Annotated in this window: 12 protein-coding genes; 8 read left to right on the top strand and 4 right to left on the bottom strand. The window is 72.3% G+C overall.

Annotated features, from left to right (window positions below; all coding sequences use genetic code 11):
* Window positions 1-21 precede the first annotated feature (21 nt).
* Window positions 22-1,218: a pimeloyl-CoA dehydrogenase large subunit gene (gene pimC, locus BMW67_RS10420; protein WP_072747574.1), complete on the bottom strand. Its 1,197-nt coding sequence runs from the start codon at window positions 1,216-1,218 to the stop codon at window positions 22-24.
* Window positions 1,219-1,521: 303 nt separating this feature from the next.
* On the opposite strand from pimC, the gene BMW67_RS10415 reads away from it, so the two are divergent.
* A complete protein-coding gene (locus tag BMW67_RS10415; RefSeq protein WP_072747575.1) occupies window positions 1,522-2,496 on the top strand; it encodes an NADPH:quinone oxidoreductase family protein in 975 nt (324 codons plus the stop codon).
* 10 nt (window positions 2,497-2,506) lie between these two features.
* Window positions 2,507-3,262, top strand: a complete 756-nt coding sequence (locus tag BMW67_RS10410; RefSeq protein ID WP_072747576.1) for an SDR family NAD(P)-dependent oxidoreductase — start codon at window positions 2,507-2,509, stop codon at window positions 3,260-3,262.
* A 12-nt stretch (window positions 3,263-3,274) separates the two neighbouring features.
* Here the strand turns inward: BMW67_RS10410 and BMW67_RS15745 are convergent, their stop codons facing one another.
* A complete protein-coding gene (locus BMW67_RS15745; protein WP_072747577.1) occupies window positions 3,275-4,042 on the bottom strand; it encodes a sirohydrochlorin chelatase in 768 nt (255 codons plus the stop codon).
* Between the two features lie 805 nt (window positions 4,043-4,847).
* Between BMW67_RS15745 and BMW67_RS15740 the strand changes: the two genes are divergently transcribed.
* Window positions 4,848-5,498, top strand: a complete 651-nt coding sequence (locus BMW67_RS15740; protein WP_177174502.1) for an NnrU family protein — start codon at window positions 4,848-4,850, stop codon at window positions 5,496-5,498.
* 4 nt (window positions 5,499-5,502) lie between these two features.
* Here BMW67_RS15740 and mepK read toward each other — a convergent pair whose 3' ends face one another.
* On the bottom strand, window positions 5,503-6,066 hold the full coding sequence (gene mepK / locus BMW67_RS10395) for a peptidoglycan L,D-endopeptidase MepK (protein ID WP_072747579.1): 564 nt from the start codon (window positions 6,064-6,066) through the stop codon (window positions 5,503-5,505).
* A gap of 293 nt (window positions 6,067-6,359) precedes the next feature.
* On the opposite strand from mepK, the gene BMW67_RS10390 reads away from it, so the two are divergent.
* The 4 genes from BMW67_RS10390 to BMW67_RS10375 all read left to right on the top strand — a co-directional run bounded on the left by BMW67_RS10390 (window position 6,360) and on the right by BMW67_RS10375 (window position 10,797).
* Window positions 6,360-8,099: a L,D-transpeptidase family protein gene (locus tag BMW67_RS10390; RefSeq protein WP_083581348.1), complete on the top strand. Its 1,740-nt coding sequence runs from the start codon at window positions 6,360-6,362 to the stop codon at window positions 8,097-8,099.
* A 74-nt stretch (window positions 8,100-8,173) separates the two neighbouring features.
* The gene (locus BMW67_RS10385; RefSeq protein WP_072747580.1) at window positions 8,174-9,244 is read left to right on the top strand and encodes a UDP-3-O-(3-hydroxymyristoyl)glucosamine N-acyltransferase; all 1,071 of its coding nucleotides are present in this window, start codon (window positions 8,174-8,176) and stop codon (window positions 9,242-9,244) included.
* Between the two features lie 64 nt (window positions 9,245-9,308).
* On the top strand, window positions 9,309-9,575 hold the full coding sequence (locus tag BMW67_RS10380; RefSeq protein WP_072747581.1) for an acyl carrier protein: 267 nt from the start codon (window positions 9,309-9,311) through the stop codon (window positions 9,573-9,575).
* 7 nt (window positions 9,576-9,582) lie between these two features.
* Complete coding sequence (locus BMW67_RS10375) at window positions 9,583-10,797, top strand: beta-ketoacyl-[acyl-carrier-protein] synthase family protein (RefSeq protein WP_072747582.1); 1,215 nt, start codon at window positions 9,583-9,585, stop codon at window positions 10,795-10,797.
* A gap of 295 nt (window positions 10,798-11,092) precedes the next feature.
* Here the strand turns inward: BMW67_RS10375 and BMW67_RS10370 are convergent, their stop codons facing one another.
* Window positions 11,093-11,887, bottom strand: a complete 795-nt coding sequence (locus tag BMW67_RS10370) for a transporter substrate-binding domain-containing protein (protein ID WP_072747583.1) — start codon at window positions 11,885-11,887, stop codon at window positions 11,093-11,095.
* 371 nt (window positions 11,888-12,258) lie between these two features.
* Here BMW67_RS10370 and BMW67_RS10365 point away from each other — a divergent pair, with 371 nt between their 5' ends.
* Complete coding sequence (locus tag BMW67_RS10365; RefSeq protein WP_083581351.1) at window positions 12,259-13,029, top strand: amino acid ABC transporter permease; 771 nt, start codon at window positions 12,259-12,261, stop codon at window positions 13,027-13,029.
* Window positions 13,030-13,033: the final 4 nt, after the last annotated feature.

Here is a 13,033-nt window from a genome sequence, read left to right as displayed (position 1 = left end):
GCTCGTCGTTCTCCGTCCGCTTCACAGGCCCAGAATGGCCTTGGCGATGATGTTCTTCTGAATCTCGTTCGAGCCGCCATAGATCGACACCTTGCGGGTGTTGAAGTAGGACGGCGCCACGGCGTCGGCCCAGTCGGGCCCGACCGGGGGCTCGTTCCAGCCGTCCTCCTGCGGGGCGCGGGGCAGGGCGTAGGGGCCGACCACGTCCATCAGCAGCTCGGTCACCGCCTGCTGGATCTCGGAGCCCTTGATCTTGAGCACCGACGAGGCCGGGTTGGGCTTGCCCTTGCCGTTCCGGGCCTCGGAGGCGAGCACGCGCAGCTGCGTCATCTCGAGCGCCTTGAGCTCGATCTCGACCTCGGTCAGCTTGGCGCGGAAGCGCGGATCGTCGATCACGCGGCCCTCGCCGATGCGCTCGAGCGCCGCCAGCTCCTTGATGCGGCGGATGCGCGCCTTCGAGGCGCCCACGCGCGCGATGCCCACGCGCTCGTTCGAGAGCAGGAACTTGGCGTAGTCCCAGCCGCGGTTCTCTTCGCCGACCAGGTTCTCGGCCGGCACGCGCACGTCGTCGAAGAAGACCTCGTTGATCTCGTGCCCGCCGTCGATGGTCTGGATCGGGCGCACGGTGATGCCGGGGGTCTTCATGTCGATCAGCAGGAACGAGATGCCCTGCTGCTTCTTGGCGTCCGGATCGGTGCGCACCAGGCAGAAGATCCAGTCGGCATGCTGCGCGAGCGTGGTCCAGGTCTTCTGGCCGTTGACGACGTAGTGGTCGCCGTCGCGCACGGCGCGGGTCTTGAGCGACGCCAGGTCCGAGCCGGCGCCCGGTTCGGAAAAGCCCTGGCACCACCAGTCGGACAGGTCGGCGATGCGCGGCAGGAAGCGCTTCTTCTGCGCCTCGTTGCCGAAGGTGTAGATCACCGGCCCGACCATCGAGTAGCCGAAGGGCAGCGGCTCGGGCGCGGGGGCGGCGGCCAGCTCTTCCGAGAAGATGTATTGCTGGATCGGCGTCCAGTCGCAGCCGCCGTATTCGACGGGCCATTTGGGCACGGACCAGCCCTTCTTGTGAAGGATGCGGGTCCACTCCACGATCTCTTCCTTCGCAAGGTGCCGTCCGTCGCGCAGCTTGTCGCGGATGCGCGCGGGCAGGTTCGCGTCGATGAAGGCGCGGACCTCGTCGCGGAAGGCGAGTTCCTCTTTGGTGAAGGCCAGTTCCATGCTCGTCTCCTGTCGGGGGCGGGGCGCGGCCTGCGCGCCGCCGCGCCGCGCGCGCCGGCCTTGCGGGGGGCGGGCGGCGCGGCGTCGGCGGCTTGCGAAAGCGCGTTCCGCAATGCCGCCGAAACGCTAAGGCGCGCCCCGGTCCCTGTCAACGTCGCCGGCCGCGGGCGCCGCCACGTCAGCGCGCGCGGCCGGCCGGCCGGCCGTTCTGCATGTTGAAATCTTGTTTCGCGGCGGGCAATGTGCCCGCAGGAGCGGCGGCGCGGCCGCCGCGCCATGCGAAACGATCGAAAGGGAGGCGACATGCGCGCTGTGATCTGTTCCGAGTTCGGCCCGCCCGAGAAGCTGGCGGTGCAGGAGGTTCCCGTGCCCGAGCCGGGCAAGGGCCAGGTGCGCATCCGCGTCGAGGGGTGCGGCGTCAACTTTCCCGACACGCTCATCATCGAGGGCAAGTATCAGCTGCGCGCCGAGCCGCCCTTCTCGCCCGGCGGCGAGGTGGCCGGCGTGGTCGATGCGGTGGGCGAGGGCGTGAGCGGCTGGAGCCCCGGCGATCCCGTCATCGCCATGACGGGCTATGGCGGCTTCGCCGAGCAGATCCTGGCGCCGGCGGCCGCGCTCATGCGCCGGCCCGAGTCGATGGACGGGGTCACGGCGGCGGGCTTCTCGATGACCTACGGCACCTCGATGCATGCGCTCAAGCAGCGCGGGCGCCTGCAGCCGGGCGAGACGCTGCTGGTGCTGGGCGCGGGCGGCGGCGTCGGCCTTGCGGCGGTCGAGATCGGCAAGCTGATGGGCGCAAAGGTGATCGCCGCCGCCTCGAGCGAAGAGAAGCTGGAGGCCGCCCGCGCCGCCGGCGCGGACGAGCTGCTCGACTATTCCGACGGCGAGATCAAGGACAAGCTCAAGAAGCTGACCGGCGGCAACGGCGTGGACGTGACCTACGACCCCGTCGGGGGCGATCTGTTCGAGCAGGCCCTGCGCGCCACCGCCTGGAAGGGCCGCGTGCTGGTGATCGGCTTCGCCTCGGGGACCATTCCCAAGGTTCCGATGAACCTGCCGCTGCTCAAGGGCTGCGACATCGTGGGCGTGTTCTGGGGCGCCTTCCGCATGCGCGAACCCGAAGAGGACCAGCGCAATTTCGAGCAGCTCTTCGCCTGGCACGCCGAGGGCAAGCTCAAGCCGCGCGTCAGCCATGTGCTGCCGCTCGAGCAGGCGCCCGAGGCGCTGCGCATGCTCATGAACCGCCAGGCGATCGGCAAGATCGTGCTCAAGCCCTGAGGAGGCCGCCATGTTCGACATTTCAGGCAAGGTCGCCGTCATCACCGGCTCGTCGCGCGGCATCGGCAAGGCGACCGCCATGCAGATGGCGCGCTCGGGCGCCAAGGTGGTGATCTCGTCGCGCAAGGCCGGCCCCTGCGAGGCCGTGGCCGAAGAGATCCGCGCCGCCGGCGGCGAGGCCATCGCCATTCCCTGCCATGTAGGCGAAAAGGCCCAGATCGAGGAGCTGGTCGAGAAGACGCTGGCCCATTGGGGGCGCATCGACATTCTGGTGTGCAACGCGGCCACGAACCCGGTCTACGGGCCGATCTCGGCGCTGAGCGACGACGCGTTCCACAAGATCATGACGGTGAACGTGCTCTCGACCATCTGGCTGACCAATCTGGTGCTGCCGCAGATGGCGGCCAATGGCGGCGGAGCGGTGGTGCTGCTCAGCTCGATCGCGGCGCTGCGCGGCAACGCGGTCATCGGGTGCTACGGCATGTCCAAGGCGGCCGAGGCTTCGCTGGCGCGCAATCTGGCGGTCGAGTGGGGCCCGAAGGGCGTGCGCGTCAACGCGGTGGCGCCGGGGCTGGTGGCGACCGATTTCGCCAAGGCGCTGACCGACGATCCCGAGCGCCGGCGCCAGTCCGAAGAGAAGAACCCCCTGCGCCGCATCGGCGTGCCCGACGAAATCGCCGGGGTGGTGCATTTCCTGTGCTCGCCGGCCGCGGCCTACATCACCGGCCAGGTGATCGTGGCCGATGGCGGCGAGACGGTCTGCTGAGGGCGCCTGCGCTCAGGGCGAGGGGCGCGGGGTGGCCCGCGCCAGCGCCTGCGCGATCAGGCGCGGGGTCTCGGGATCGGCGCCGATCGGGTCGAGCATGACGCCCGCATAGCGCGCCTCTTGCGCGGCCTCGGGCAGATCGCGCTCGGCATGGCCGGCATGGCCGATGAAGAAGGGCAGGCACACCGCGGGGCCGCGCACGCGCAGGGCCTCGGCAAGGCTGGGCGCCTCGTCGGCGAAGCCCACCCTCAGCGCCCCGAAGCCGGCCAGCCGGCGCACCCGCCGCGCCCAGTCGCGCGCCGCCGCGCCGGGGCGCGGGTCCGAGGGCGAGCCATGCGCGGCCACGACCAGCGTCGCCTCGGCCGGATCGAACCCCGCCGCCAGCGCCCCCGCGCGGGCGCGCGCGGCGCCGATCTCGACCAGCTCGGGCTCTGCGCCGAAGGGGGGCAGCAGGCGCAGCCGCGGCGCGCCGGCGCAGGCGCGCGCGGCCTCGGCCAGACGGCGCGGCAGCTCGTCCGAGGCGAACCAGCCATCGGTCATGAAGAAGGGCAGCGCCGCCGCCTCGGCCCCCGGTCCCGCCAGCGCGCCCGCTTCCGTCAGCGCCCGCGCCAGCGCGCCCGGCGCGGCCAGGGTGGCCGAGATGATGCGCGTCGGCGCCGCCAGCGCCTCGGCGCGCGAGGCGATGTCGGCGAAGACGGCTTCGGCCCGCTCGGGCTGGCTGGGCGAGCCATGAGCGATGAGCAGCGCGACCGCGGGCGGCGAGAGCGCGGGTGCATTCATGTCAAGCTCCTTCGGTGTCCGGCGCGGCGGCGCTTCGCCCGCGCCGCGCAAGTTAGCCCTGAGCGCGCGGCGGGCAAGGGGCCGCGAGGGGCGGATCGCGCCCTTGCGGCGGCGGCGCGGGCCCCGCGTTCCAGGGATCGCGCCATTCGCGAAGGAGGCGCCCCCGGGCGCCGAGCGCATCGGGCAATGGACGCGGGCGCTTCCATTCGCGCGAAGGCCGACCCGGGGTTTTCGGGCTCGGGCTCGGGCTTGGCGGGGCGGATCCGCCAGCGTCATTGCCGACCCCGGCGGGGCGCAGGGATTTGCGGCGGGCCTGCGCGACCGACAATCGGGCGGCGGCGCGCTGCACAAGGTTCCGTTCATCAACCTCGTCTCGGCTTCCACGCACCGGCGCCGCGCGATGCTTCGTTCCGGCATGGCTTTCCCGCGCGACGTCCGGGCATGGGCCGGGCGGTGCGGCGGATGGCCTGCGCCTTGCGTTCCCTTCGACGACGTCTTGCGCGGCCGACCGATGGGGCCGGGCCCGCGCGAGCGCCATTCGCCCGGTCGGCTTGCAAGCCGACCATGCCGCCGGCGCGCGCCTCGGGCACCCCTTGCGCCTCGACGGCGCGCCGCCCTCGGGCCCGGCGCCGCCGGGGCCGCGCATTCGGCCCGCCGCTCGCGCGGGCGTCGGCGCCTTGCGCCCCAAGACGCCGCTTCGCGCGCGCCGCCGCGCCCGGCGCGGCATCGGCCCGCCGCTGCGGACCGCCGGCGGGGGCTTGCGCGCCGTCTTCGCGCGGTTCAGAACGGAGGCCGGATCGTCGCCATGATCGCGGAGCGCCCGATGGCCGAGTTTCTCGCCGCCTACGCCGTCTTTCTGGCCCTGCACCTGGCGCCGCGCGTCGCAGACCTGCGCGCAAGGCTCATCGCGCGCCTCGGACGCGGGCGCTACGTCGCGCTCTACAGCGCGCTGTCGGTCGGGGCTCTGGCCTGGACGATCTCGGCGGCGCTGCGCGCGCCCACCGTCGAGCTCTGGCCCTCGGGCCCCGAGACGGCCGCCGCGGCGGTGGCGCTCATGCTGCCGGCCTCGATCCTGCTGGCGGCCGGGGCGGCGCGGCCCAATCCGCATTCCGTCTCGATCCTGCCCGGCGCGGCGCCGGCCAGCCCCGACGGGGTGGCGGCGCTGACGCGGCATCCGCTCTTGTGGGGGCTGTTCCTTTGGGCGCTGGCGCATCTGATCGCCAATGGCGACGCGGTCGCGGCGATGATGTTCGGCGGCTTCGCGCTGTTCGCCCTGGCCGGCGTCGCGGCGTTCGAGCGGCGCGCGCCGCCGCGCTCGGGCCGCCTTGCCGCGCGCCTTCGCCGCGCCGCGTCGCCGCGCCTCGCCGTCGAGGCGGCGGCGGGCGCGGCGCTTTGGCTGGCGCTTTTGCGCCTGCATCCGGCGTTGATCGGGCCGGATCCGCTGGCCTGGTTCTGAGCGCTCAGCGGCCCCAGCTGCGCACGGGGCCGCAATCCATGTGCACGAAGCCCGAGCGCGAGTAACGGCCCACGCCGCCGCCATGGCAGGACAGGCCGGCGCGATACATCTGCTCCACGCTGCGCGAGCGCATGGTCACGTCCGCCGCCATGGCCTTGATGTGATAGCTGTTGCGCGCCACGCCGCTGCTGCGCCGGCGCAGCATGGCGTTGGTCTGGGGGCTGCGATAGCCCGAGACGACCTCGAAGGGTTCGGCCGCGTCCAGCTTGCGGTGCGCCTCGGCCAGAATGTCGATCACGCGCGGGTCGATGGGCTTGACCAGATCCTGGCGCCAGTCGCGCAGCAGATGGCTGATCTCGTCGAGCGCCTCGGGAATGTATTCGCCGTCGATCCAGTAGACCGTGTTGACGCTTTCGCCAAGCCGCGAGCTGAAGAGGTGGATCGCGCGATAGTCGCCCTTGCCGCGCAAGGTCGCCGGCGCCGCCAGCCCGGGCGCCGCGGCAAGCGCCGCTCCGGCGCCGATCAGCCCGAGAAGGCCCCTGCGGGTGAGCCGCTGGTCCATGGTCATGATGCTTCCTGCCGCCTCGTTCACACTACGCCGCCGGAGTTGCCCGGCTTCGCCCCGGTTGCGGAGCATTGCGTCAACCATATCACATGAGGCGAATGTCGCGCCAAGTTGCAGATTCGCCGCAATTTCGGCGCCCATCGGCCGGGCGCGGCCGGCGGGGCGGGCCGCTTCTGCGACGAAAATCCCACGCATGATCACGATTTGCTCACGCATCGCGCGTCATTCTCGTGCCGCGAGGGCGGCGCGTCTATGATGCGACGCAAAGCCCTTGGCGCCGTGTTCGGAGTGCAACGATGATTTTCAGGCCTTTCGCGATCCCTCTTGCGCTGTTTCTGGCGCTGACGCTGGCGCCGGACCTCTCCGGGCCGCGCGCCGCCTCGGGGGCCGCCTCGGGGGCCGCGCAGGAGCGGGGCGCGCTTGCGCCCGCCCCCTGGGACGAGGCCTCGTGGCCGGCCGCGCTGGGCGCCGAGCTGGCCGGAGACGCCGCGCTGCGCCGCGCCTACGAGGCGCGGGCATGGCGCCCGCTCTGGCTCGACGATGCGGGGCGCGGGCGGGCGGGCGGACTTCTGTCCGCGATCGAAGACGCGAGCGCGCATGCGCTGCCCTTGCCGGCGGGGCTGGCCGAGGATCTGCGCGCCGCCATGGCGCGCGCCCAGGCGCCGGGGCCGGATGCGATGCGCGCCGCCGCGCGGGCCGAGGCGGCGCTCAGCCGCGCGTTGCTGCGCGTGGGAACGGGGCTTGCCTCGGGGGCGCTCGACCCCTCGCGCGTGGATCCCGAGATCCAGATCCGCCCCGAGCGCCCCGCGCCCGAGCGTCTGATCGCGCTGGCCGCCCAGGCGCGCGATGCGGCCGCCATGCGCGCGGCGCTGGAATCGCTGGCGCCGGCCAACGCCGACTACGCCGCCCTGCGCGCGCTCTACGCCGAGCTCGGGCGCCTTGCGCGCGCCGGCGTCTGGCCGCCCGAGGATCTGAACGGCCCGACCTTGCGGCGCGGCGATCGCGGCCCGCGCGTGGCGCGGCTGCGCGCGCGCCTTGCGCTGATGGGCGATCTGGCCGAGCCCGCGCCCGCCGAGGACCCCGAGCTGTTCGACGAAGCGCTCGAGCGGGCGCTGCGCGCCTTTCAGCGCCGGCACGGCCTGAACGATGACGGCGTGGCCGGCGCGCTCAGCTTCGAGGCGCTCGGCGCCTCGGCGCAGGACCGGATGCGCCAGGCGGCGGTCAATCTCGAGCGCATCCGCTGGCGGCCGCGCGCGCCGGCGCCCCGGCGGATCGAGGTCAACCTGGCCGATTTCCGCATGACGCTGTTCGAGGATGGCGCGCCCGTTCACTCGGCGCGCATCGTGGCGGGCAAGGCGCCCAGGTTCCGCACGCCCGAGTTCGACGACGAGATGACCCATCTCGTCTTCAACCCGATCTGGAACGTGCCGCGCTCGATCGCGGTCAAGGAGATCCTGCCCAAGCTGCGCGAGGACCCCGCCTATCTCGAGCGCAACGGCATGCGCCTCGTCGGCCGCGACGGCGCGCCCCTGCCGCCCGAGCAGATGCCGGCCGATTTCTCGGCCTTCGACGCCGACCGCTTCCCCTTCCTCGTCAAGCAGGATCCGAGCGAGGAGAACGCGCTGGGGCGCGTGAAGTTCATGTTCCCCAACCGCTTCAGCATCTACATGCACGACACGCCGGCCAAGCGGCTGTTCGCGCGCGACCGGCGCGCCTATTCGCATGGCTGCGTGCGCGTCGAGGACCCCTTCGCGCTGGCGCGGCGCCTGCTTGCGCCGCAATACCCCGACGTCGATGAGCGCATGGCGCGCTGGCTCGAGGCCGGGCGCGAGGTCTATGTGACGCTGCGGCCGCCGATGCCGGTGCATATCGGCTATCGCACGGTCTGGGTCGCGGCGGACGGCACGCCGCAGTTCCGCGCCGACGTCTACGGGCGCGACGCCCGGCTTTACGAGGCGCTGCGCGCGCAGGGCCTGAGCGACCCCCCCTCGGGCGAGGGCGCGCGCGTGGCCGAGGCGGCGCCCGGCGAGGGCTGAGCGCGCCGCTTCTGGCGCCGGGGCGGCGCGAAGGGTATAGGGTCGGCGCAACGAACCCAGCCCGAGGCCGCGCCATGCCCCAGAATCTTCGCCGCATCACGCTTTCCGACCTTGCCCGCGCGCTTGGCGTCGAGGGGGCGGGCGATCTGTCGATCGCGGTCGTCCGCGCCGCCCATCCGGCCGAGGCGGGACCCGAGGATCTGGCCGTGGCGGCCAGCCCCTCCTACGCCGAGGCGCTGAAGGGCGGGGGCGCGCGCGCGGCGCTGCTGTGGCCGGGCGCCGACTGGCGGGCGCTGGGGCTTGAGGCGGCGCTGTTCGCCCCGCGTCCGCGCTATGCGATGGCGGCGCTGACGCAGACCTTCCAGCATCCGCCGCATGCGCCCGAGGGCGTGCACCCCTCGGCCGTCGTCGATCCGTCGGCCAGCATCGGCCCCGGCGCATCGATCGGCCCCTTCGTCTGGATCGGGCCGGGCGCGCGCATCGGGGCGCGCGCGCGCATCCTGGCGCATGCCAGCGTGGGCGCCGACGCGCGCATCGGCGACGATGCGCTGCTGCATGCGGGCGTGCGGGTGGGCGAGCGCGTGCGCATCGGCGACCGCTTCATCGCCCAGCCCAACGCGGTGATCGGCGGCGACGGCTTTTCCTTCGTCACGCCCGAGAAGGGCGCCGTCGAAAGCGCGCGCCAGACCGGCGCCGTGGCGGCCGACGCGCTCAACACCCATCACGCGCGCATCCACTCGCTGGGGGCCGTGCGCATCGGCGACGACGTCGAGATCGGCGCGGGCTCGACGGTGGACCGCGGCACGCTGACCGACACGCGCATCGGCTCGGGCACGAAGATCGACAACCTCGTGCAGATCGGCCACAACGTCGAGATCGGCGAGAACTGCCTGCTCTGCGCCCAGGTCGGCGTGGCCGGCAGCGCCCGCATCGGCGACCGCGCGGTGCTGGGCGGCAAGGTGGGCGTGGCCGATCATGTGCGCGTGGGCCATGACGCGGTGGTGGCGGCCTCGTCCGGGGTGGGCTCGAACGTGCCGCCGCGGGCGGTGGTGATCGGCTCGCCGGCCATCGCGCGCGACGAATGGATGCGCATGATGATGGCCATGCGGCGCCTGCCGCGGCTGATCGGGCGGCTCGGGAAATGAATTTCGGCTTTCCCGTCGCCGCCCGACGCGATAGGAGACGGCGACGCAGGATTGGGAGAACGCGATGTCGGACGAGGTGATGCGCAAGATCGTCGAGATCATCGCCGCGCAGGCTTTGATCTCGCCCGAGGAGGTGAAGCCCGAGTCCAGCCCCGAGGAGCTTGGCGTGGACAGCCTGGGACTGGTCGAGGCCGTCTTCGCCATCGAAGAGGCCTTCGACATCTCGGTCCCCTTCAACGCCAACGATCCGACCTCGGGCGAGTTCGACATCTCGTCGGTCGAGAAGATCGCCCAAGGGGTGCGGACGCTGATCGCGCAGCAAAAGGGCTGAGCGGCGCATGAGGCGCGTCGTCGTCACCGGCATGGGCGTGGTTTCGGCGCTGGGCTCGACGGCGGCCGAGCATTGCGCCGCGCTCGAGGCGGGGCGCTCGGGCGTGGGCGAGCTGGAGATGCCCGACGTCGAGCGCCTGTCGGTGCGCATCGGCGCGCAGGCCAGGGAGTTCCGCGGCGAGGACCGCTTTTCGCGCTCGGAGCTGGCGCTGCTCGACCGCGCCACGCAGATGGCGCTGGCCGCGGCGGACGAGGCGGTGGCGCAATCGGGCGTCTCCTTCGCCGGCGAGGCGGGGCTGCGCGCGGCGACGGTGATCGGCACGGCGCTGACCGGAATGGGCACCATCGACGAGGCCTATCGCGCCGTGTTCCAGGAGGGGAAGAACCGCGTGCACCCCTTCGTGGTGCCGCGGCTGATGGTGTCGGGGCCGACCTCGAACATCTCGATGCGCCATGGCCTGCGCGGGCCGGCCTGGTCGGTCTCGACGGCGTGCTCGTCGTCGAATCACGCCATCGGGCAGGCCTTTCACATGGTGCGCGCGGGCATGGCCGATATCGCCGTGACCGGCGGGGCCGAGGCGCCGCTGGTCTTCGGCGTGATGAAGGCGTGGGAGGGGCTGCGCGTGATGGCGCGCGACGCTTGCCGCCCCTTCTCGCGCAACCGCACGGGCATGGTGCAGGGCGAGGGCGCGGCGATCTTCGTGCTCGAGCCGCTCGAGGCGGCGCAGGCGCGCGGCGCGCCGATCCTGGCCGAGATCGCCGGTTTCGGCATGTCGGCCGATGCGGGCGACATCGTGCAGCCCTCGGCCGAGGGGGCGGCGCGGGCCATGCGCGCGGCGCTCGAGGATGCGGGAATCGCCCCCGAGGAGATCGGCTATGTGAACGCGCACGGCACCGGCACGGCGGCCAACGACCGCACCGAGTGCGAGGCGCTGCGCGCCGCCTTCGGCGCACATGCCGAGCGGCTGATGGTCTCGTCCACCAAGTCGATGCACGGGCACTGCCTGGGCGGCGCCGGTGCGGTCGAGCTGGCGGCGGTGATTCATGCGCTGCGCGAAGGGGTGATTCCCCCCACCATCAATTTCGAAGAGCCCGATCCCGAATGCGCGCTGGACGTGGTGCCGAACGAGGCGCGGCGGGCCGAGCTGCGCGCGGCGATGAGCAATTCCTTCGCCTTCGGCGGCCTCAACGCCGTGCTGGTCGCGCGCCGCTTCGAGGGCTGAGCGGCGCGAGATTTCCCAAAGGTGAACGAAATTCGGGAATTGTCCCGCATTCGCGCGATGCGCGGCTGGCGTGACGGAGCCCCGGGGGCGGGGACAGGCCCGGGCCGCAAGCGGCCCGTTCGGTGTAGCGTAGCGTAGCGGTGCGCCCGCCCCCAGGGTCCGAGAGAGCGGCGCCGCCGCTCTCTTGCCGAGTCTTATTCATGCAAAATTCATAACACAACTTTAAAATGAACGACGGATCGGAAAAATCCCGATCCGCCGAAATGCGAAATCCAGCCCGGATCGCGCCCGCGCGTCAGGAGGGCGGCGCCAGACCCCACTTGGCCGCCGTCTCGTCGAAGAATCCCGACAGCTTGCGGATGCGGATCCAGTGGTTCACGTAGTTGATCCACACCTGATCGGCCTGCGGCAGCAGCATGGCGATGGCCGAAGGCGCGCGGGGCTTGTCGACCGGGATCTGCACGAGATCGGGGTATTTCTTCGTCAGCGTCGCGCCCTCGACGTTCGAGGTGATGAAGACGTCGGCGCGCCCGGACAGAACCTCCTGATAGCCGCGGGCGGGCGCCTCGACGGTCTTGCGCTGGGCGTTGGGGAACCAGTCCTTGACCATGCGCTCGAAGGTCGTGCCCAGGGTGGTGGCGACGCGGGTCTGGGGATTGTCGATGCTGTCCCAGCCGGCGAAGCGCGGCAGCTTGTCGCGGGTGGTGAAGGGCAGGATGGCCACCGTCAGATAGCTGTCGGAAAAGCCGGCGGATTTGAGCCGCGCGGGCGAGATCGAGGCCGAGCCGGTGATGTGATACTTGCCCGAGGTCACGCCGTTGACCAGCGTCTTCCAGTCGGTGGGCACGTATTCGACCTCGACCCCCAGATCCTCGGCCAGCTTGCGCGTCACGTCGATGTCGTAGCCCTGGAAGGTGTTGGTGGCCGGGTCGCGCATGGACATGGGGTTCCAGTCGCCCGTCACGCCGACCTTGAGCTTGCCGCTCTGAAGGATGTCCTGCAGCGCTGACTGGGCCGCGGCGGGGCCGGCCGCAAGGCTCAGCGCCCCGAGCCCGAGGGCGGCGATCGCGCCGGCGATGAAGTTCTTCATGTGCTTCTCCGTCCTTGTCGCGCCCGCGCCGCGCGCGGGCCGTTCGGAGATCATAGCGCGTGCGGCGCCGATGTCGCCCCCGGGCGAGGCGTTCGCCTCGGCCGGGCGGGCGTGGCGGCGCGGTCTGGGCCGGGGGCGGCGGTTGCCTTGGCGGGGCCGGGCGCTAGGATGCCCCCCGCGCGCGGATGCGCGCGTCAGTTCGGTCGCGCGGATGCGCGCGTCAGTTCGGTCGCGCGGATGCGCGCGTCAGTTCGGTCGCGCGGATGCGCGCGTCAGTTCGGTTGCGCGGATGCGCGCATGAGTTCGGGCGCGCGGATGCGCGCAGGCATGGGGCGCGTGCGGCGGCGCGCGGGCATGGGGGGCGGGACGGCATGGCCGGCGGAACAGGCGGATGGCGGCGCGCGGCGGGCGTGGCCGGGGCGCTGGCGGCGGCGCTGGCGCTGGGCGGATGCGCGTCCGGCGGGTGGTATGTGGTGTCGCCGCTGCTGCCCTCGGGGCGCAGCAACCTTCTGTTCATGCTCGGCGGGCTGAAGCTGACGCTGGCGCTGTCGCTGACGGCGCTGGCGATCTCGGTCGCGCTGGGGCTTGTGGTGGCGCTGCCCGGCCTGTCGCGCAGCCCCTGGTGGCGGGCGGTCAACCGCGTCTATGTCGAGGTCGTGCGCTCGGTGCCGGTGCTGGTGCTGCTGCTTTACGTCTATTACGGCTTGCCGGCGATCTTGGGCTCGGGCGCGGATCTGGGGGTGTTCTGGGCCGGCGTGCTGGCGCTGGCGCTGTCGGACAGCGCCTTCGAGGCCGAGATCTTCCGCGCCGGCATCCAGTCGGTGCCGCGCGGGCAGATCGAGGCCGCGCGCTCGATCGGCCTGTCCTCGTGGCAGACGATGCGGTTGGTGATCCTGCCCCAGGCGTTGCGGCGCATCCTGCCGGCGCTGGGCAACCAGTTCGTCTACATGCTCAAGATGTCGTCGCTGGTCTCGGTCATCGGCGCGCAGGAGCTGACGCGCAGGGCCAACGAGCTCAACACCACCGAGTATCGGGCGCTCGAGATCTACACCATCCTGGTGCTCGAATATCTTGCGCTGATCCTGATCGCGAGCCAGGCGGTGCGCTGGCTCGAGCGGCGGCTGGCGCGGCCCGACGGCTGAGCGC

Origin of the sequence: Oceanicella actignis (genome assembly GCF_900111545.1) — a bacterium.
Taxonomy (GTDB): Bacteria; Pseudomonadota; Alphaproteobacteria; order Rhodobacterales; family Rhodobacteraceae; genus Oceanicella; species Oceanicella actignis.
Note: the sequence above shows the minus strand (reverse complement) of the source record. Positions and strands in the feature narration are given on the sequence as shown.

Bases quoted from the DNA above. Each gene is read 5' to 3' on its own strand.
- BMW67_RS10390 (WP_083581348.1), top strand. From the start codon at position 6,360: ATGATTTTCAGGCCTTTCGCGATCCCTCTTGCGCTGTTTCTGGCGCTG.
- BMW67_RS10380 (WP_072747581.1), top strand. From the start codon at position 9,309: ATGTCGGACGAGGTGATGCGCAAGATCGTCGAGATCATCGCCGCGCAG.
- BMW67_RS15745 (WP_072747577.1), bottom strand. From the start codon at position 4,042: ATGAATGCACCCGCGCTCTCGCCGCCCGCGGTCGCGCTGCTCATCGCT.
- pimC (WP_072747574.1), bottom strand. From the start codon at position 1,218: ATGGAACTGGCCTTCACCAAAGAGGAACTCGCCTTCCGCGACGAGGTC.
- BMW67_RS10415 (WP_072747575.1), top strand. From the start codon at position 1,522: ATGCGCGCTGTGATCTGTTCCGAGTTCGGCCCGCCCGAGAAGCTGGCG.
- BMW67_RS10365 (WP_083581351.1), top strand. From the start codon at position 12,259: ATGGCCGGCGGAACAGGCGGATGGCGGCGCGCGGCGGGCGTGGCCGGG.
- mepK (WP_072747579.1), bottom strand. From the start codon at position 6,066: ATGACCATGGACCAGCGGCTCACCCGCAGGGGCCTTCTCGGGCTGATC.
- BMW67_RS10410 (WP_072747576.1), top strand. From the start codon at position 2,507: ATGTTCGACATTTCAGGCAAGGTCGCCGTCATCACCGGCTCGTCGCGC.
- BMW67_RS10385 (WP_072747580.1), top strand. From the start codon at position 8,174: ATGCCCCAGAATCTTCGCCGCATCACGCTTTCCGACCTTGCCCGCGCG.
- BMW67_RS10370 (WP_072747583.1), bottom strand. From the start codon at position 11,887: ATGAAGAACTTCATCGCCGGCGCGATCGCCGCCCTCGGGCTCGGGGCG.
- BMW67_RS15740 (WP_177174502.1), top strand. From the start codon at position 4,848: ATGATCGCGGAGCGCCCGATGGCCGAGTTTCTCGCCGCCTACGCCGTC.
- BMW67_RS10375 (WP_072747582.1), top strand. From the start codon at position 9,583: ATGAGGCGCGTCGTCGTCACCGGCATGGGCGTGGTTTCGGCGCTGGGC.